The sequence below is a fragment of the Actinoplanes sichuanensis genome (genome assembly GCF_033097365.1).
GTDB classification, from domain to species: domain Bacteria; phylum Actinomycetota; class Actinomycetes; order Mycobacteriales; family Micromonosporaceae; genus Actinoplanes; species Actinoplanes sichuanensis.
In genome coordinates, this window is sequence record NZ_AP028461.1 from 9,669,581 (window position 1) to 9,689,822 (window position 20,242).

A 20,242-nucleotide genomic window follows, 5' to 3' on the forward strand; every position below is an offset into this window, starting at 1 on the left:
ACCCTGCCCAGCGGGCCATCAGCGGAGACAACGGCGCGCGGCTTTACCCCTGCGCGCCCTGTGCCCGCCAGCTCTCGTCGGCACCAGGCCCGGCCTGACGGGGCGCGGAAGGCAGGGCCAGACGGCTGCCACCACTTCCCGTACCTCTCGAAGATCGAGGAGATCTCTGTTGCAGTTCTCGTACTCGTCACCGAAGACGGTTCGACCGTCAGAACGGCTGTCAGCCTTGACGTCAGTGTTGACGTCAGTCTTCAACCGGACCCCGAAACCGACCCCCGTCTCCGCCCCACAGCCCAGGTCAGGCAGCCTGTCACCGCCGAGGGTTTGTGCACCGACAGACCCTGCAATCGTCCGGGTCTCCCCGGGGGTACGGCATGGATGATCCTGTCCTGCGGGTGCAGTCCCAGCTCACCGCCCGCGACCGGATCCTGCTGGGCTGGCTCTACGACCACGGCGTATTCACTACACCGCAGTTGGCCGGGGCCCTGTTCCCGTCGCTGGACTTCTGCCAGCGCCGGTTGCGCACCCTCTACCAACTGCGTCTGATCGCCCGCTTCCGGCCGCAGCGTGCTGACGGCGGCTCGTATCCGTACCACTGGCTTATCGACCAGCTCGGCGCTGAGGTCGTCGCCGCGGCCCGCGACGAACGGCCGCCGCGCCGCGACCATGCCCGCCTCGAGCGCCGACGCTGGACCTCCACCCGCACTCTCGACCACCGGCTCGGCGTCAACCAGTTCTTCACCGACCTTGCCGGCCACGCGCGCACCCACCCTGGCGCTGAACTCCAGCAGTGGCTGCCCGAAGTCGTCTGCCAACGAGCCGGCACCTTCGTCACCGACGACGACCCGGCGCTGCTTCGCGCGTACGAGCCATCGGTACGCCCGGACGGGTACGGGCTCTGGGCCGAGGACGGCCGCGAGGTTCCGTTCTTCCTCGAGTACGACACCGGCACCGAACCACTGGGCGTCCTGACGGCCAAGGTCGTCGGCTACGCGAGGCTCTTCGCAACTCTCGGCCGGTCCTGGCCGGTCCTGTTCTGGCTGCACTCCGCCGCCAGGGAACGTAACCTCCGGCAGCGCTTCACTGACCTACCCGACCTGTTGCGCGTCGCCACTGGTACTCGCGAAGGCTCGGCCTGTCCCGCCTGCCAGATCTGGACCACCGTTGGATCGAGCGAGCGCTGCCGACTTTCAGGTCTCTGATCAGGAACGCTCGCCGGGTCAGAGCTCTGGCGCGTTGGATTGCAGCAGCCGACTCCATATGCGAGTAGGTGCATATACGCGAGGGCAACACGCCGTTAGGTCGTGCACCCCCGTCGGACAAATCGTAGAGGTCTCAGTCAGAGGAGGACGCGCGCCGGCCGCGTGCCTGCAACTGGGTCAGCCAGTGATCAGCGGGCTGCGGTCGGGTGCCGTAGTCAGCTGAACGTAACGCCTGAGCCCGCGCAGAGTCGGATAGCTCGGGACGGGGAAGCCGACAACTTTTGTGCAGCACGGCTGTCATGGTTGGGGTCGGTTCGATGTCGAAATGGTTGAGCGAGACGGGCCAGCCTTCGTCGGTCACCTGAGGATTCCAAGTTCGGCACACGACTTGGCCGAAGGCGTGGAACTCGAACCATCCGATCAGCGTTGCCGGCTTGTTGCATTCGCCGTCCAGCCAGAGGAGGCGTTGTCCAGGGCTCAGCCGTTCTTTACCGATGAGCCACCCATTGACCGCGTCCTCCTCACGGTTCAGATAGGGCACTGGGTCTTCGTCGCCGTAGTGGTCCATGACAGAGAAGCCTGATACCGAGCGTGGATCGTCCTCAGCCATCAACTCCAGTACATCCCCGTCATGGTGCGCTTGCCACAGGTCCAGCGGTGGTTGTATCTCGCTGGTCGCGCGGTAGGGCAGCACAGCGAACATCTGACCTTTGCGCAGGCTGAGTGCGATCCGATCGCCGTGGCTGAGTCGTACCGGCTCGCTAGTCTGCCAACTTTCGATACCATCCTGCTCGGCGGCAGCCTGCCGAACGGCATCCACCGCAACCGACACCTCGGTGGCGAAAAATTCTCGCTGTTCGCTGACCCGGACGCCCTTCAAGATCCGGTGAGCAGCGCGCTCCACCGCTTGGGGATGCGATGTCAGCATCCGATGTTCAACGACGAAGTGCACAGGTACACCGGTGGAGCGCAGCTTGCGGGCGCGATCCTCGGGCAACAGATCGGTGTAACCGACCTTCACCAACCCGGGCATTACTGGGTTCGACAGGATGTAGACGAATCCCACACGATAGGCCACGAGTCCAACTTAGTTCGCCGGTCAAAACGTGGCATTCGAGGGGATGGATCAGCTACCGAGGCAACCTGAAGTCCGCTGGTGGCGGCGGATCACTGGCCGGCAGCGGCCCCGCGTTTCTAGTGGGTGAGGCCAAGGTCGCGCAATGAGCCGCGATGGTCGGAGGTCCCGGGAACGCGGCGGGGTGGCGAGCCTGGGGTACAGCACACCACCCTGGCCGAACGTGCTGAAGATGCTTGAGGATTCGTATGACGAAGTCGGCGGCTGGCCCCTCCGGCTCGGCTTCGCCGATCGTCATCCCAATCGCCGTGGTTCGACGGCTGCCCGGAATGACGCTTATGTTGTTATAAGGCTTAATTGGTCGTATTGGGAGACTGCCCTAGTACTGCTCAGAGAGCTTCGGAGCCCCTGGGACACGACTCGGCTACTCGGTTCGTCGACGGGTTATCGCGACGGTTGCGGCTCGGAGCAACGACGCCGAGCCACTGCCGTCGGCCTCTCGGACGATTGTCTCCGGTCGGCAGTTGGCCCGTATGAAACCGGTTGCCGCGTGGGTGGCACACCGGGTGGCCATGACCACGACGTCGGCGCGCCGGGCCCACTGTTTAAGCTGGCGGCTGCCGACATGGTCGTGACTCATAGTGACCGTGACCTGTGGAGCTTGTATTGCGAGTTCGGCAACGACCCTATCGAGCACCCTTTCGTCCAGGGAGTACAGCAGCAACTCCTGCGCCGGGACATCGAGTGGTCCGAGGCCTGCTGCAGTCTCGTGAGTATCCGGCGGCCAGGGCAGCGTCACTTCGAGTTCGGCGCCGAGCCGGGCGGCGAAGGCTAGCTGGTCGGTGTCGAGTCGGGTGGGGTGGTCCGCGAGGGGTCGAAGGAGAAGGAAAGCGAGACGCAGCCGGGCTTCGCCATCAGGGCATGGAGTCCTGGCGATGAGGTCCGCTAGGTCGAGCACGGTGGTGGCACGGTCTGGACCTGCCCACCGGCTGACTTCGGACCCAAGATCATCAAGAAGTTGTCTATAGGTGGACGCATCGGGGCTTGCGCGCAGGATTATTTCGGTCAGGGCGACGATGCCGGCGAGGTCACCTGGACTGAAGTGGTCGTGTGTCAACGCGTTGGTGAGGAACTCGCGAGCGGTGCGCGCTGCAGGATGCAGATATCGGTCGGACTCCACGAACGCTCCGAGGAAGGCCCACGCACGGTTGACCATGTCGTCGTCGAGGTGTGCAAGGGCTGCCGCGATCTCTCCGTCGGCCTCGGCGGCAGGGGCCCAGGCACGCCATGCTTCCTCTTCGAGCACGGTTCGTACGTCCTGCTCGGCGGCTATTGCCGCGATCAACTGTAACCACGAGCCTGGGATTGGTGGGGATGGCGGCAGGTCGGTGGCGGGTGACGGATCTGCGACCAGGCCCGCTCGGGGCGAGGTGCGATATTCGGCGGCCAGGTCGGGGGCCAGGTCTTCGACCGCTGCCAGGAACCGTGGATCTCGGCGCAGAAGTTCGGTGAGCGGGGCGGTGTCGGCGACCCACGCCGCCAGGGCGAGTGCCGTGAGAGCCTGCGGGCTGAGGTCAGCCAGTGGTCCGTCGATCAGCGCGGGGACCAAGGCGCCGACCTCAATGAGGCGGGCGCGGGCCAACTGGAGGTCTCCTGCGGCGAGCGGATCTGCCAACGCCATCGTAAAAACGGCAGAAAGGATGGCGTCGCGGACGGGCGTCGGCGGATGAGTGAGGGCGACGTCGGCAAGGTCAGGCAACCGCAGCAGTTCACCGGTGCGGCCGAGGCGGGCAAGTCTTTTAATGCGCAGGTGGCATAGATTGGAAGCGTTGATTCCGCCGCTGGCCGCTAATTGCTCAAGGATGGCCGCAGAGGTGGCGTTGGCGCCTGCGGCGAGAGCCACGTCAAACTGGGCCAACAGGCGCCCGATGGGGACGGGCGCGTGCCAGGACCTGCGCGGCCGAGCTGTGACAGCCTGCTGCATGAGACGCAGTGCGTCCCACATTCGTCGCTCTGTCACCCGCGGACTCGCCACGACGAAGATGAGCGAGTGGCCGGCGAAATCGAGGACGGCTTTCTCGATTGGATCATCGGCGGACAGTGCCGCTGGCAAGCCGTTGAACCGCGCGTGGCTTGGCCCTACGAACGCTTGAATTAGATCTGAGACGGCGGCGGCATGCCGTTGGTCCCGAGGGACAACGTACGCCACCCACTGCCGAGTCTGCGGGTTCTGCCGTGGCAGAACGATCGGCACCTCGTTGCCTTCGCGCAATACCTGTAGATATGGCGTGAGCCGTCGCCCTCTCTCTGAATTCGGGTCGCGATCCCGCCATACCGGATTCCCGGCTCCGAAGAACTCATCAATGAGCAGCTCAACTTTGGACCTGTAGTCGTCAGTGGTGGGACCCGCGTTCACGCGTGACCTCCGAAACGGCGGCGCAAATCAAGTCGCGCCTGCGCGGCGGCTTGGGCACTGTTCTTATAGGTCACGGCTTCGTCGTTGACTTGCATGCCACGCACGGTCAAGTTCATCGAACCGGTGAGGAGCCAGAGTTCACCGCAGAATGTCTTCTCGTGCACGTCCTCGTCTTGAACGGTGAGAAGCTGTCCACTCTGAACTTGGCGGTTTAGCCGATCCAGGAAGCTCCTATTGTGCGGATCGGGTCGAGTAACGACAGTTAGCCTAGCTTCACTGTATGTGAGCATTGCCAGTACCTCCGAAAGGGGGTACATCTTGTTGGCAGGCTCGGCGAAGACGCTGTCATAGCTGCCACTCGTATTGTCGATGACATTGACATCGCTGATCCATGGCGAAACGAGCCACAGTTCCCGACTCGGTGTTATGAGTTCACCGAGGAGGGCTGCCGCAAGTACCGTGTCGATGCGGAGTCCGGTCGTGCGGCCGGTGCGCACGACTCGTTCGAGGATCATTGGGCCGCCTCACGAATCTCAATCATCGCCCGCAGGGAACCGTCCTGTCGCACCACCGTGGCCACCTCGCCGTAGACGCGTAGGACGTCGCGGTCTATCGCAACGGCTGGGATCATTTGCAGTGCCCTGCCGAATTCTCGGGCGGAAGCCACTGGCGCGACAAGAACGACCGTGCCGCGCATGCGCATCTCGGCGGTGTATCGGTCGAGCCAGGTCGGGTCGGTGACGTCGATGGCGAGTAGGCGCTCGTCATGCGCTGCCTGGACCAGCAGTCGATCAAGCAGCGGAGGTCCCGCGTAGGGCTGATAGTGCTGTAGGTGTTGCACTCTGGCTCGACTTCCGCGCGGCCACAACAGGCTAAATACCTGGTCGGCGCTCAGGGGTGTTCCATCGGTCCCTGGTACGGCAAGCCGACCGATTCCGACGAGATATGCCAGCGTCGTCGCGTCGACTTCGATTCCGAGCCGCTGCTGTAGGTCATCCCAGACTCTGACCAGTCCTAGTGCGGTGGCGTCGGTATTGCTCGTGCTCCCGGGGCGCAGGAGGCGAACAGACAGGGCTGCTATGGCTGGGTGCCGCGGGTATCCGTCGAGCGTCGTCCATGCCGACCGCAACTGTTGCAGGGCCTGGTCGGCGTCATGTGCGGAACGGGCTTGCCGGAGGGCTTGTATTGCTACGCCCGCCGCGGCGGCGGGATCCGAGACGACGTGGTCGAGTAGCCGCACGAGCGAGTCGTGGACGTATTCGTGGTCGCTCGGCCCGAGTGCGCTGTCAACGAGTCCCCAGAATCGGCGAGGATCGCGAGCGTAGTAGCTCACGAGTTGTTCAATGATGCCGAGCCCGCCCAGTGCGGTTTCGCTGAGCCAGATGTCTGCCGGCCCGTTGGCGTCGCTTGGTTCTTGCGCGTCGACGATGAGGTCACGGTCTTGCGCGTCTGGACACGCACGTTGGGCGGCGGCGAGAATGGCCGCCGCCACGGTTTCCCGGTAGACCTTCTGCGCCAGTTGGCCTGTGTTGGTGACTACGTCCTCGGACCACAGCAGTCGGCCATGCCGGTCGAGGCAGGCGATGACGCTGGCGTCGTTACTCAGCCCCGTGAGGGTGGTGACGAGGCGTTCCGGTGCGGGCGCTCCCGCCGGCGTTGCATCTCGATAGAGGATGCGCAGGACTTCCTCGATGTCGTCCCGCCAGGCACCACCGCGGAGAGCGGAGTACAAGGTCTCGCTGTTCGAAGCCGAGTTGCCTGGCTCCGTGGCGGCCAGAGCATGTGCGGCGGTGTAGACCAACGTGAGCCACCCGCGCTGGAAAGTGTTGGCCACGCCGTCGAGCGCTGGGTCCTGGGCGACGGCGGCCGTGAACGCGAGGAGCCGCCATTGAGGTGACCGCAGGTAGGTAGTCACGGCTTCGCGGGTCAGGTCCAGGGGCAGGATGCGGAAGCGGGCCGCGTCGGCGGTCAGGCGGAATCCCAACGCTGCGGGTTGCCCGTCAAAGGTGTAGCGCACGGTGCTGGCGATGGTTCGCGTCGGGCGGGTGTACACCGTTTCGCAGTCGGCGCCGAGCGTCATTCGCCGGATCTCGGCGGGATTGCCGGCGGCGCTGGTGGCGAACCCGACTGCAGTGACTCGGTCACCCCAGGTGGAGGGTTTCGGCACGTTAGCCTCGTAAAGCCCGCTCGCAGGCGCGACGACTTGAGATGCCCAGAGCGGGATTCCCTGGGACCGATCATCAACAGTGGCGTCAGGCCTTTGGAGTTTGATGACGTGGGGCCGCAATACCTGGATGGGCTGCTGACCCGGCGGAGTCCAGATTCCTTGCGGGGTGTGGGTCTCGACGAAGGTGGTGATGTCGAGCATCCCCTGCGCGTTGGCTTGGGGCAGATCTATCCAGGTGCGGTCATCGCTGCGGCGATGTCCGTATCTGCGGCTGACTCGTCCTGGGACAGCTTCACGTAGCGCTCGTTCGATTGGCAGGGATTCGGGGTCGCTCGCGAACGGCAACTCGAAGGTGACCTCAGGAACGTTGAGGGGTTCGTACAGCGTTCGGGTGAGGAAGTCGGGCAGCATGCTTCTCGGGTGGGCGCCGGGATCGGTGTCGACTGGTTGCCAGGAGCATCTCAGCCGGCGCAGTGCTGTTGGCGCGACGCTGAGCAGCAAGGAACGCGGTTGTTCCCAGAGCAGTGCCTGTGCTTCGTCGGTGGTGATGTCCAGTGCCCGACGGAGGTGGTTGATGAGGTCATCCTGCAGCGCTGCATCGACGATGACCTTCTCAAGCAGTTCGGTGAGGGCATCGACGTATTGCGCCGGAATCGGCTGCGCCGCTGGGGTCGGGGCGGTGAGCAGGCGCCGTGGGTCGATGCGCATGGCGCGCAGCATGCCGGCGAGCCAATCGAGCATCGCTTGCGTACCGTGGATCTTCAGGACGAAGCGGTTGCCGATGGGCAGCCGGGTGGCGGCCAGCTCCGGGGAGAAGAGGGAGTCGTAGGCCTGGTAGGCGAGTCGATCGCGGCCGTAGTCCGACAGGGTGACGACGGTCCACGGTCGGGTGCCGCGGCGACGGCCGGCGCGTCCGCGGCGTTGGAGGAAAGCGGCCGCGTCGTGTGGCGCTTTGTGCTGCAGCACGAGGCCAACGCGTTCGTCGTCGTAGCCGACCTCAAGGGACGCGGTGGCGACGACGAGGTCCGCGTCCTTGTCCACGCCGACGTCCTGGGACGAGGTCCGGCCGATGCGTAGCTCGCCGACGTTGGCCATGGGGTCGAGGTCATGGCCGATCTGTTGCACGAGGTCCCAGGACTGCCCGTCGATATATCGCTCGCTTCGGAAGGGCCCGTCGGGTGACCGCAGGCCGGCCAGCACCCGGCCGGGCATCCGGTTACCTCGCCGGTCTTGGCTCCCTTCGGCATCGCGCAGATCGTCGTAGAACCGGTTGGTGACATCGAGGTCATCGGTGAACAAGAAGCCGCGGGAGCCGTATAGAAACTCCCGGTTGAGCGGGTCCAGCACCCGGCCGAAGAGCATCGCCGCCTGAATGGAGGTCGACAGTTGGCTAACGCCGGAGACGGGGTCGGATCGCAGCGCGATGGCGTACTCGCGGCCTTCCTCCTCCAGTTCTTCGTCGCGCGGTGTGACGTAGTCCACCGCGGCGTCCGGCAAACCGGTCAGTTGACCGAAGAACGCGGCCGCGTCGCGCAGGGTCGCGCTGAGGCCGACGAAGGTTACCGGTCGGCGAAGGGCGTTGCGCCATCGACGCAGGAGCAGGGCGACTTGAGCGCCGTGCATTCCGCTGTAGGTGTGGGCTTCATCGAGCAGCACAAGGCTGGGCCGGTTGGTGCCGAGCCAGCCCAGCAGCGGGCCGAGTGTTGCGTGGGTGGAGTTGCGGTTGAGCATCTCCGTGGTGGTGAACAGCAGGTCGGGCGGTGAGGCGTGGAGCGATTCACGGGTGAGCGCCAGGTCTGTGATCACCATGTCGCATGATCGCTGGACACACCGAAGCCGCTCCCGTGATTCTCCGCTGCGATCTTGCGCCGGCCATACCAACTCTGCTCCGCAGGCAGGACAGGTAAGGTATGGGCAGACCAGCCCTTCGTCTCGCTCCGGCCAGGCACGGACGAGGTGCGGCGCTTTGCCGGAGTTCAGCTGATCGACGCTCTGGGGCGTGTCACCGTAGAGAACGCCGAGGCGCAGTCGGCGGGCCTGGGCTTGCTCCTGTGCGGTGTTGACACGCATGGTGGTACTGATCGCCCCGCGCAGTTGGTCGCGGAGCAGTTCGATGCGTGGGTAGAGCGCGACGCTGTGAACGCCACCGCCTCCCTGCCGGGCACGGGTGGCCATCGCGCACAAAGCCGGCAGATAGAAGCCGAGGGTCTTGCCGCTGCCGGTCCCGGCTCCGATGATCACGCCGGCGCTACGGCCGGTTCGTGTCGCATTCAGGATCGTCCTGGTGGCATCGACCTGGAACTGCGCGAGCGTCGGGTGGCTCAGTTGCGCACGAGCGACGACGCTGTCATGCGAGGTCCACAGCGGCTCCTGGGCCAGCGCGGCCAGCGCGGCGTCGATGGTGACGTCGCGCTTGGGGTATCGCCGCCGGGCGGTGTGGAGCCGGTAGTCCGCGACCAAGGTGCGGCCGCGTTCCCACCAACGCGATGGCGGCGATGCGGGCTGGCGCAGTGCAAACAGTTGGCGTAGGCGGGCGGTGAGCCGGACGGTCTCGCCCATGCGGGTGCGATAGCGCACTGGCGTCGTATTAGGAACTTGGAAGAGTAGGGCGGCGTCGAGCAAGGCGTCGTGGACCTCGTCGGCCGTCGTGTCGGCGGGCGCCGTGGCGGTGGCGAGGTGGTCTCTGATCGTGGACATGACCTCGTCGACCGAAAGGCTGCCGGTGGTCACGCCCCAGGCCAGGAGCGGTAGTTCGAGGCCTTCTAGGTCGTCGAGGATCTCGGACAGGAAGCGACCACCAAGCCGCTGAGTCACACGGCCCTCCTCTGTACCTCGATTTGGTCTGCCACGTCGTGCTGCCGAAGGAGCGCGACGTCAGCGTCGGACAACCGGTCCAGCGTGGTGCGCTCCGCGAGCCGCTTCAGCAACGCCTGCAACTCAGGTAGCGGCTCAGGCAGAGCATCGAGTGTCTCCTTCAGGCTGGCGTATACGACCGCGAATTCCAGGACGTTACCCGCCGAGGGGATATCGACCTTGCCCAGTTTGGACAGTGTATTCAGCGAGCTTTGGTTGCTTCGTCGATCGCTAGGCGGAAGCATGACCAGCCGCTGCACCTGCAGGTCGGCCGCCAGCCGCGCGGTCCACGCCGCCCAGGCCTGTTTCAGGTTGGACTCGATCTGTTGCCAGGTGCCCTCGATCTTGGTCTTGGCCGTCGCGAAGGCCCGTTGCGGGGGCAGGCCGGTCCCGACGAGTTGCCCGAAGGCTTCTCGGCCCCCGTCGAGCGGCGGAAGGGCCACCTCGGCGCCCCGCTCGCGAAGTTTTTGGACGGCGTCGAGAGCCCTCTGCAAGCCGTCGAGGGCCGTGTTGAGCTCGTCGACACGGGTGAGAACCCGTTTGGCGTTGTCCTCTGCCTCGGCGCCTTCGCGGAGTTTGTTTGCTTCGGCATTGAGGGCTCTGGCCTTGACCAGGACCGACTCGCTTGTCACTGCGGGCCTCCGTCCAGCGCGCTCCAGCGGTTCAGCAGATCTTGAACACGGACCGCGGCAGCGGCGCCCGCGCCACCAACCCTTCGTTGCGCCGCCACGAGTTGGTCGCTGAGCCAGGCATCACTGTCCATAAGAAATCGACGGATGATCATGAGGTCCTTGCCCTCGTTGCGGGCTGCGGCAGTAACAATCGCACGACTACGCTCGTCGGCGGCAGCGGCGGCTTCGATCTTAGCCAGGTCACGTTCGAGCCGATCGAGACAGCGCCAGTCGCATTCCTTCACCTCGGCGAGATTAGTCCGGAAGCCGGTCAAGTCGTCGGGCGCGAGGCCAACCCCGAGCGCGGCGTTGAGCGCTTGTTCCACAGCGGCGACAGTTTCTGCGCCACTGACCCCGGCGGGGAGGTGGATACGGGTCTGCGCGAGATCCCCCTGGAGACGGGTGACCTGCGACTCCATCGTGTCGGCGAACTTGGCGAATCCGTTCACCGCTCGGCTGGCCCACTCGGGCAGCGTCTCCGGTCGCTGCCAGGTCCATTCTCGAGCCGCTTGCTTCAGCAAAGGTACCGCGCGCGTCGCGTCAACGAGCCGGATGGCGCCCGTGGTGCCTCGTCGGTAACCGATGCTCTCACGTAGTTTCGCGACAAGTTCTGGGCGGGCCGCGCGGTGCGTATCCCACAGCGCCAGCCAGGCGGCGGTTCGGCTGTCGGCATCGGGGCGATGCCATGATTGCCCGTCGTCAAGGGCTGCGTCTAGCAATGCCTGGTCTGCCATGTCCGGCCGGGCGTGGCCGGCGAGGACGGCGCCCAGCAGGGACGCCCGCATGCTCGTAATCAGTTCTTTGTCGGAGAAGGCCCGCGTGCGCAGGACGGCCTGCTGCATGGTCGTCTGGTGCTGCTCGGCGATGCGGTGCAGGCGCCGCAGCGCGATCGAGTTGCCGGCCATGATGCCGGCACCGGCCAGCAGGAGTTGCTGGAAGAAGGCCGCGTTGGCGGGAAGGCGCTTGAAGTAGATCGGGGCTCCGCCGCTTGCCGTGCGGCCGCCCTCGCCCTCCGCGCCCTCGATGGAGACCACGGTGGGTCGGACGGGCCACGCCTTGTCAAGATCACCCGTTAGCGGCTCGGCCATGATCGGGTCATTCCAGAGGCTGCGGCTGGTCACCGCTTGCCGGATGATGCTGCGGATGGCGAAGGCTGTGGGTTGCGGAAGCTGGGCATCGCGGCCCTGCCAGTTTTCGATGTCGTCGATCATTTTCCGGATGCGCGGAGGTATCCCGTTGGCCGGCGCCGGTGCAGCGGTCGCTGGGGTGTTCGGGCGTGGGCCGGCTACAGTTGGAGCGGTTGGGGTGAACCTGGTCCGCAGTGACGATGCATCGTCGATGCGCAGCGGTTTGATACCGAACGCGGCGTGAAGTTCCGGCTCGAGATTCTTCACCTGGTCAGGCGCATCCCCCCAAAACTCGAGGAAGGTCTCTCGCCGCTGCGCGCCGTTCGGATCCCGCTCTTCAATTTCCTGCTTCACCACGCCGAGCAGAAACGTCTCTTCGCTGGGTGTGGGGAAATCTTCGCGGAATCGTTCGTCTGGGAAGGTTCCCTCACGCAGTGCCTCAGCGTGTTCGACGAGGACCGGTCGGACAACTTCACCGATGACGGCTCGCGGGTTGAATGAGTCCGGCTTGTTGCGTGCTGGTCGGGCGCGAATGGCGCGCCGTAGCGCCGGCCAGTTGAACGGGTACAGCCCGTGCCCATCGGTGGATACGCCGAAGGCGGCGTGACAGGTGTCTTTGAAGGGGCAGTCCTCGCACTTGTTGGGAATTGCGGCACCGGCGGCCACTCCCGCCTCTTCAAGCACGTTGTGCCCGAGCCGGGCGGCGTTGAGGTATCGGCCAACAAAGGCGCCGACTTCGGCGCGCCCTCGCTCCGAGGTGTCGAATGCGACGTCAAGGTCGTAGACGTATGGTGTCGCTGCCTTGGCCCGGGTCAGCACCGTTTCGGTCAGCCGCTCGAAGTATCCGCTGGTCACCGCCATCAAGGTGCGTACAGGAGCCAGCACGGTGCGCCCCTCTCGCTCGCCCGCCTCGATGAGCGCGTCGAGCAAGTCGCGCTGGACGCCTTGCAAAACAACGAAATCCTCGATGAGCAGGAGGATTTCCTTGCCCTGGCGGGCGTACTGGCGCCGGACTTCCAGCATCGCGTCCTGTAGGCGTCCCCCACCGATGTTCCACGCGGCGGTTACCGCGGTCGGCAACTGGTCGGTGAGGATGTCGACGGCGGCGGTCTGCAAATCGGGCTTGGTGGTGATCTGCATCAGCAGCCGGTATGCCTTGTCGGATGCTTTCTTCACGTCGGCCACGTCGAGCGGGAGGTCGTCGACGGTGAAGCTGGTGGGTCGCTCGTTGTCTCGCTCGTGGCCGTCCGACAGCAGGCTCGCGGCCAGACGCGGGATCAGCTTGCCTTCTTGTAGCAGGTGGTCGCGGATATGAGGGTCGAGCAGGAGCGACGCTAGACGGTCAGGCCCAGCAAGGATCCGCGCCGCGCCTGGCTTCGAATCGGCGACGGCCACGGCCTCTGACAGTTCGTTGATCAGTCGTCGTTCGAGGCTGCGCTGGTCGAGTTCCGAGCTCATTCGGTCAACGTCGGCGCGCAGCTGGGCGAGTTCGGGACTGTCGACGTCAGGCTGATCGAGAAGGGCTCGGACGACCGCACGCAGGCTCGTGCTGGTCTTGGGCAGATAGATGATCGCCCGCGACGCGGTGGGCGGGGTCTTCTCGTAGATCCACCGTACGAGGTGTGACTTGCCGGCGCCGGATTCACCGATGACGGGCATCAGGAGGACACCGGTTGGCGTGGACCGCTGCAGGAAGTCACGCCGCACCTGTTCCTCGGTGACCTCGGCGCTGTGGGTGTCCGCTCGTCCTTCCGGGTGTCGCCGTCGAATCCGCAGAGGAGCGTGGGTCGCGAAGAACACCGACGGAGAGGGTGAGACTGCCTCGGTGGTGATCGTCGTTGCCGCGGTCGTGGGTGACCAGCACAGGAACTGCCGGAACTCAGCCATTGACCGACTCCTGGATCTCGACGTGGGTAATGCGCAGCACCTGGCTGGATCGATCTGGGTCCACGAGGAGGACCTCGTCGTCGGCGTCGGAACGCCGGTCGAGTTTGAGCCAGCCATATTCGTCGCCGCACAGCAGGGCGAAGGACAACACTGCTGAGACGTCCGGCGCCTCGTTGGGCAGGCCGAGGGCGACGCTGTATCGGCCACCGGGCAGGACAGGCAGTTCGTCGGTGATCGCTGTGACCATGTCGCGGGCGGGGAGCCGGGTACCCGGCTCCCATTTCGCGCGCACTGTCCGAAGCACCGCGGTCACGCAGTCAGGGGCGAGGGTCTGCGTTCTGCTGCCGGACGGTGGGATTAGAGGTGGTGCGGCAAAGCCCAGCGCGGGAGCCCAATAGGTAAAGCGGTTCCATCGAAAGTCGTTGACGAGGGGGTTGCCGACGTGCTCGGCGAGGGCTCCGCGCTGCCGCTGCACGACGTCAGTGTGGCTCATGGCCACGAACGGATCGAGAGTAAGGAACCAGGACAGCGCACGAACGAGATCCTTGGGGCCGGTCTGGTCGCCGTCGGCGATGGTCGCGTTGCGGCTGGGGTCAAGCACCTGATGGCGTAACAGGTCGTTGAAAGCGGCGACATCGTCCGGGCGAAGATCGGGCCCGACGTCCGACAATGAGATTTTGTCGCTGTCGATTCGGACTATGCCAAGGTCGTCCAGAGTGCGCACGGCCCAGTCGAAGGTAGTGTCGTTTTCCCGCTTGTCTAGCGGTAACAGGCTGCCGGGGCTCAGCAGCGCCCGCAGGGCGTCTCGCAGGTGATGCTGACGGGGGTTTGACGCCAGGTAGCGAGCGACGATCCACATCGGGGTGGGAAGAGAAGCCGGATCGTTCAGCAGCGCCATCTACAGGGCTCCCAGTACAGTCGAAAGCGGCAGGGACACGTCGCAAGTTTGGTGCAATCGCAGGTGGCGCCGCTCTGGATCGGGAAGATCACGGGCGTGAATGAGGTAGGTCGGTGCGTCGGCCGCAAGACGTGCCCGTACTGCACCAGTCAGGGAATTAGTCTCGTCCGCAACCCAGATGATCGGCCCTGGGAAGCTGTCGGTCAGACTGCCGTCGCTGTCCACGATGACCGGCTTCGGCCAGGCTTGTCGTTGGACTCTCGCGGCGAGAACTGTGGTCACTCCGGGGCCGGCGAGAATTGATAATCCTCGCCTGGCGAGTTGGACAAGCAGTTGAGGCAGGAGGTCGTCGCGGATCACGCGGTCACGCCACCAGAGGCTTATCCATGCCGCATCGCCACGCAGCGCTCCCAACGGATCCGGGCGACCAGACCAGTGGGCCACGCCCGGGAAGGGCTCGCCGCCATCGCGGTACAGCGTGCCCCGGGGCCGTTCCGGTTCCGTGCTCCGGCAATGTGGACAGCCCCGACAGTTGACGGCGGTGCGAAGAATGCCGCCCCGCCACGGAGATCGGTAGTAGTCGGCGATGGTCACGCCGGTGCAGCGGTCGCCTTTGATCAACTGGCGAAGTCGGTCCAGTGACTTGGTCTGTTCGGTTGCCACGCTCGCCCGCTGCCCTTCGAAACGGCGTTCCCAGAACGTGTGGTCGTTGGTCCGGCCGTTGCCGATGTGGGCGACGATGCGGGCGTCAGCATGGGCGGAGTAGTCCGCCAGTCGGCGCTGCCATTGGTCCTCGGGCTCATCGGCGTTCCGGCTGGGTGGTTGCGGGGAGTGGAGATCGATCAGTCCGGCTTGAGCCATGAGGTTCAGGGTGCGCACGTTCCATTGGCGGTTGTGGCCCGACTCCTCGGGGATGTAGGTCGGCAGCGTGTCCAAGTCGATGTCAAGGCGGCCGTGGCCGAGGTCAGCCGCTGAGCGAGCCATGCTGCCCCACCGATCCCAGCCTTTGTCGCTGCTGATGACGATCTCACGGTTAATCAGGGCGGCGACGCCGTAGTCGGACGGCGCGCTGGCAAGATATGCCAGCGCGGGGCGGCGATCGCGACCGGCGCGTCCCACCTCTTGGTAATAGCGGTCGAGAGTCTCGGGCACGCAGGCGTGCACTACGCTGCGGACGTCGGCCATGTCCAGTCCCAGCCCGAACGCGGAGGTGCCGACGACGATGTCGAAGCGGGTCGGCGAAGGTTTCCCGTCATGGTCTTCACCCCGCCAGCCCATGACGGCCTCGCGCCGGCCGGTGTCGCCGATGTCTCCGGTCACAACGGCGAGGCGGTAGAACCCGGCCCCACGTAGGCGTTGTGCCCATTCAACGGCATCGCGCCTGCGGGTGGTGTAGATGATCATCGGCTTGGGTAGTGCGCTGACGGCCTGCAGGATCGCGGAGGTGCGGGCGCTGTCGGTGTCGCATCGTTCGATGAAGTAGGAGGGTTCTCGGCGGGTCTGCGATGCCCAGATGAGTTCGGTGGCCCCGGGGCTGCCGAACAAGTCCTCGATGGTGCGGATCTGTTGGCGGGTCAAGGTGGCGCTCATCGCCAGGGTGACCGGTCGGCGTTCTGGTGGGGCCATCGCGAGCCACGATCGGCGCAATCCGCTCATCGCCTGGAACTCGGGTCGGAACTCGGTACCCCACTGCTCGACGAGATGTGCTTCGTCAATGATCAGGTGAGTGAGAAGTCCCTGGCGGACGGCCGACTCCAGGCTTAGGCGCAGGCCGCTCACTAGGGCTTCGGGTGCGGCGATCACGATGCGCTGGCGTCCGTCGCGGATATCGCGACGGATCGCTTGTTTGATGTCGTCGGCAAGACCCCCGGTGTAGGCGTAGTGCCCGCTGGGACTGGGCGGTTCACCCAGGGTGGCCAGCAGTCGGTGGATCCGACGTTCCAAGTCCATGGCCAGCACGACAGTCGGCACCACCACAACGGCGACTCCGCGGCGCCGCGTGGCGGGGATCGCCGCCGCCCACGCCAATTCGGTCTTGCCCTGGCCGGTGGGTAGGCACGCGATCACGGTGCTGCCGGGCGGGGCGGTGACGATTGTCCGCGCGGCTTCCCGCTGCCCCAGTGAGGTGTACGACCGGTAGTCCGAGCCGAGGGCCATGGTCCAGAACGGGTCGGCCGTGTGTGCCGGCGTCGCGGCGGCCCTTCCGGCGAAGACCTCCGCCATCTCGATCTCTACGGCGCGGTCCGCGTGGGCGGTGCCCGTGGGCGGATGCCAGGGGCGCGGTGTGAGAGACAGCCCATCGGGGGTGCTGAGAACATCGCAGCCGATATCGTGCCACTGTTCCCGGCTCGGCAGGCGGGGGCCGACCGGCACCTGTAACGGCCAGATCCCTTGTCGCCGCGCACTCTGTTCCAGGAGGACCTGCAGGGTCAACGCGGCGACGTCGTGCCAGCCGGCTCGGTCTTCGGCTACTCCTCGCAGAGCGTCGAGCAGCCGCCCGACGGTGCTGTCTGCTGGACGGGTGACCTCAAGGTGAGGCCATGCCGACCACAGCGCTTGTGCGTCGGCCCACGCATCAGACACCCCGCGCCCCCACGCGCAGATCGCCGCCGACAACGCAACTGATCGCCATGAGGCGCAGCCCCGGCTGGCCCAGCCCACCGATCAGGGCCGCGGACACTCGAACGTCCTCCAGATAGCTTTCCGTATCCGACAGCAGCCGCCCAGCGCGCCGACGGGCGAGAGCCTGTGTCTGGCGTACCGCCAGGGCACGTGCCGCCTCCTGCTCGGCTCGCCGTCCCCGCTCGACGAGATCAGCCGAACGGGCCAACTCGATTCGACCGTCTCGTTCCGCCTGCCGCGCGGCGGCGGCAAGGCCGTCCGGTCCGCCGAGCACGTCCCACAGCGCACCGATGCGGGTCTCACTCAGGTTGAGATCACCACGTTCCGGGTCGTAGCGTTGCTCCAGCCACGCCTGCAGAGCCGCATCATCGACGGGCGCATCACTACCAGCGGACAACCAGATGCGTTGCATGAATGGCGGAAAGATCATGTCTGCCTGCCGCCGTAGCGCGTTCTGCGCGTCTGGCGATGAGGGCACCAAATCGAGCGCGTGATCGATCGCGGCCTCCACCAGAAAGTCCAGACCGAAGTATATCCGCGGCTCGATGCTCTGAAGACCGCGTCGCCAGAATGCACTCGCCTGTCCTCTGTCGTCGATCGTGACCACACGGGCAAGGACATCCACGAAAGGACTTCCCAGGCGGAGCATTCGCAGTCCGGGATTGCGTAATGCAGTGTTACGGTTGAATGTTCCTTCCATCGCTTCAGGGGGAACGGAGCGGCCGGCTAGCGCGAGCAGGCGCGGTGAGACCAGAAGGGCGCCCCGTTCGAATCGCACAGCGTGTTTCGGCTTCGTCAGCGCGTGATAGGCGAAGCGGAGACCGCCGGGGCCGGATGCGGCGTAGCCGCGCGTCGCCTGCTCGTGCGCTAACCAACGGGTTTCGGTGGCGATCGCCACCTCGGCCAGGGTTTGACCGACGCCACCTTCGTGCACGGCCTCGAGCATGTCCATGCCGTCGATCTCGCGGCGCTCATTGGCCAAGATGCCGGTGATGCTATCGCTGCTCCGAAGCATCGCGACTGGCCCGTCACGCAGGCCCGTCTCCCACGCGGAGTTGCTCACCCCGTCCAGCGCATCCTGCAGGGCGGAGACCGAGTCATCGAAGATTCTGATGCTGTCGGTCAGCAGCGCGAGCCACGCGGCGGTGAAGTCTTCCTCCGTGACGCCGATGCTGACGATGAACTGTTGCGCGGGCTGGCGTGTTCTTCCATCCGCTCCGGCGAAACGATCCACACGTCCGAGCCGTTGTTCACACCGATTCGGCGACCAGGGCAGCCGCATGTGGACTACCGCGTCCGCCTCCTGCAGGTTGACCCCGTCTTCAGCGGTGTCGTCGACGACGAGGGTTCCGCCGTGCTCGCGCCACCGTTCGACCGCTGCGGCGTTCTCGACCTCGCTATGCCGGCGTGAGTGCTCGACCACGGTGAGTCCTGGCGGTACGACCAGGCGGTCAGTGACGTGAGCCGTGAGGCTGCCGGCGCCGCAGAAGACGACCGTTCGGCGGTACTCAGTGGATATCCGTGCCATCGGCCTAAGGTCGCTCTGGGACTCGGCGGGTTCGGCGGCGAGGTCGTCCAGTGCGAATTGGTCGGCGGGCAGGACAGCGGCCGCCGTCAGCATCTGTCGCTCTTCGACGCTGAGTCCGGCGCGCGCCGCGGCGTGCTCGTCGCGGTGGACCCGCCAGCGCAGCGCGTCTTCCAGGTCTCGCGACAGTTCATCAACGCGGGACGAGAGCACGGCGAGGACCTGGCCGTAGGCGCCGGTCTGGTGTTCGGTCTCATGATCGAGCAGCCAGTGGCTGGTCTGTTGCTGCCAGTTCAGCAGGATGTCGCAGGCGCGAGCGGCTCGGGAAATCTGCAGGGTCACCGAGGCTGGCCGTTGGCGTCCGGTGACCTCAAACGGCAGCGCTTCCGTCTCACCGCTGTCGGCGAGCACGTTGTGCCGGCGATGCCGGATGACCCGCCGGTGTAGCCGGTACGTCTCGCTGATGTGGGCGCGCAGGGCGTCGACCCGCGCGTGCAGGATGGGTTGCGCGGTTTCCTCCCGGAGGTCGCCGTCGGCGGTCAGAAGGCTAGTGACGGCATCGGCCAGCTCTTGGAATGCGGTGTCGTGGGGCACGAGTGCCGTGATCTCGTCGATCGCGATGGGCAGCATGGGCGCGAATTCCGCGTCCAGACCGTAGACCGCCCTCGCCAATTCTCGGCGGCTTTCGAACCTCTCGGCGAATTGAGCGGCGTCATCCCAGCGGTACAGGTTCGGGTCGAGCAGGTGCAGCAATGCTAGATGGGTCTCGGCCCGCGCCGTGGCCGGCGTTGCCGATAGCAGCAGCAATCGTCGTGTGGAATGCGCGAGGGCCACGAGTTCCCGGTAGGGAGTCTGGCCGGGAGCCTGCGCGCGGCACAGGCGGTGGGCCTCGTCGACAATGACCAAGTCGACACCGTGGTATTCGTGCCACCGCTGGGGCGTCTCGTGGCTGGTAATCCGCAGGATGGCATCCGGGAAGTCATCGACGAAGAACTTTGTCCGCAGTTCGGTTTGCCACTGTCTACGCAGGACGGCGGGAGCGACCACCAGGATGCGCGACCGCGGGCGGTCGAGGAGTAGTTGTCGAATCACGAGGCCGGCCTCGATGGTCTTGCCGAGGCCGACCTCATCGGCGAGCAGGTATCGCTGCACCGGGTCGCCGAGCACAGTCATGGCGGTCTGGACCTGGTGGGGATAGATCTCGATGCCCGCCGACAGTAGGGCGGGCAGGCTCGCGCACGCGGCGCGCTGCGCCACCAGGCTTCGCAGCATCGGTAGCCGGGCGTCGCGGAAGAACGGCGATTCGTGCGCTCCGGCGGCGAGGACCTCTGCTGGGGAGTTGATCGGGCGATCCCAGCGGACGCGGAGTTCGGCTTGCGGCACCTCGAAGTCCTGGTCCCGGTTGGGGATGCGCACGAAGTAGGTTTCGGGTCCGCCGCCGATGATCCGCCCGGCCTGCCAGCGTCCGGTGTCGGGGTCTTCCCAATAGACGCGTGTCTGCTGCATGAGCCGTACCGGGCGGCATTCGTCGGCCGGTACCCGCCAGGTGCGCGCCACGGGTACGGCCACTGACTCGAACGCGTCGACGCGTACGGCGGCGTCTTCGAATGCCGCAATACGGGCGATACCTGGCACGCGCGGATGCTCGATGAACTGCCCGATGGTCAGTGCGTTTGGGGTCACCGTTGACGGCACGCACGCAGAGTATCTGTACCCACCGACATTTTCGGCCCACGGGTGGCTCGATCGGGGTGAGCTTTATGGCCGAACCTAGCAGACCAGACAGGCCAAGACACGCA

The 20,242-nt window shown here is 65.7% G+C and carries 10 protein-coding genes; 1 reads left to right on the forward strand and 9 read right to left on the reverse strand.

Features of this window, described 5'->3' with window-relative positions:
• Window positions 1-374 precede the first annotated feature (374 nt).
• Window positions 375-1,202, forward strand: coding sequence for a replication-relaxation family protein (locus Q0Z83_RS44500; protein ID WP_317789537.1), 828 nt, complete (start codon window positions 375-377; stop codon window positions 1,200-1,202).
• Between the two features lie 133 nt (window positions 1,203-1,335).
• Here the strand turns inward: Q0Z83_RS44500 and Q0Z83_RS44505 are convergent, their stop codons facing one another.
• The 9 genes from Q0Z83_RS44505 to dpdE all read right to left on the reverse strand — a co-directional run bounded on the left by Q0Z83_RS44505 (window position 1,336) and on the right by dpdE (window position 20,138).
• A complete protein-coding gene (locus Q0Z83_RS44505) occupies window positions 1,336-2,280 on the reverse strand; it encodes a GIY-YIG nuclease family protein (RefSeq protein ID WP_317789538.1) in 945 nt (314 codons plus the stop codon).
• A gap of 421 nt (window positions 2,281-2,701) precedes the next feature.
• Window positions 2,702-4,693 (reverse strand): protein DpdD, encoded by a 1,992-nt coding sequence (gene dpdD / locus Q0Z83_RS44510; protein WP_317789539.1) that lies wholly within the window; start codon window positions 4,691-4,693, stop codon window positions 2,702-2,704.
• The gene (dpdK, locus tag Q0Z83_RS44515; protein WP_317789541.1) at window positions 4,690-5,208 is read right to left on the reverse strand and encodes a phospholipase D-like domain-containing protein DpdK; all 519 of its coding nucleotides are present in this window, start codon (window positions 5,206-5,208) and stop codon (window positions 4,690-4,692) included. The genes dpdD and dpdK overlap by 4 nt, the downstream gene beginning before the upstream one ends.
• Window positions 5,205-9,674 (reverse strand): protein DpdJ, encoded by a 4,470-nt coding sequence (gene dpdJ / locus Q0Z83_RS44520; RefSeq protein ID WP_317789542.1) that lies wholly within the window; start codon window positions 9,672-9,674, stop codon window positions 5,205-5,207. Before dpdJ ends, dpdK begins: the two co-directional genes overlap by 4 nt.
• Complete coding sequence (locus Q0Z83_RS44525; protein ID WP_317789543.1) at window positions 9,671-10,345, reverse strand: hypothetical protein; 675 nt, start codon at window positions 10,343-10,345, stop codon at window positions 9,671-9,673. The genes dpdJ and Q0Z83_RS44525 overlap by 4 nt, the downstream gene beginning before the upstream one ends.
• Window positions 10,342-13,398 carry a protein DpdH gene (gene dpdH, locus Q0Z83_RS44530; RefSeq protein WP_317789544.1) on the reverse strand — a complete coding sequence of 1,019 codons (3,057 nt, stop codon included), beginning with the start codon at window positions 13,396-13,398 and terminating at the stop codon, window positions 10,342-10,344. Before dpdH ends, Q0Z83_RS44525 begins: the two co-directional genes overlap by 4 nt.
• The gene (gene dpdG, locus Q0Z83_RS44535) at window positions 13,391-14,296 is read right to left on the reverse strand and encodes a protein DpdG (protein WP_317789545.1); all 906 of its coding nucleotides are present in this window, start codon (window positions 14,294-14,296) and stop codon (window positions 13,391-13,393) included. The genes dpdH and dpdG overlap by 8 nt, the downstream gene beginning before the upstream one ends.
• Window positions 14,297-16,879 (reverse strand): protein DpdF, encoded by a 2,583-nt coding sequence (gene dpdF / locus Q0Z83_RS44540; RefSeq protein WP_317789547.1) that lies wholly within the window; start codon window positions 16,877-16,879, stop codon window positions 14,297-14,299.
• Window positions 16,872-20,138 (reverse strand): protein DpdE, encoded by a 3,267-nt coding sequence (dpdE, locus tag Q0Z83_RS44545; RefSeq protein ID WP_317789548.1) that lies wholly within the window; start codon window positions 20,136-20,138, stop codon window positions 16,872-16,874. Before dpdE ends, dpdF begins: the two co-directional genes overlap by 8 nt.
• Window positions 20,139-20,242: the final 104 nt, after the last annotated feature.

Excerpts from the sequence above, each read along its gene's own strand:
- dpdH (WP_317789544.1), bottom strand. The coding sequence starts at position 13,398 with ATGGCTGAGTTCCGGCAGTTCCTGTGCTGGTCACCCACGACCGCGGCA.
- dpdG (WP_317789545.1), bottom strand. The coding sequence starts at position 14,296 with ATGGCGCTGCTGAACGATCCGGCTTCTCTTCCCACCCCGATGTGGATC.
- Q0Z83_RS44500 (WP_317789537.1), top strand. The coding sequence starts at position 375 with ATGGATGATCCTGTCCTGCGGGTGCAGTCCCAGCTCACCGCCCGCGAC.
- dpdK (WP_317789541.1), bottom strand. The coding sequence starts at position 5,208 with ATGATCCTCGAACGAGTCGTGCGCACCGGCCGCACGACCGGACTCCGC.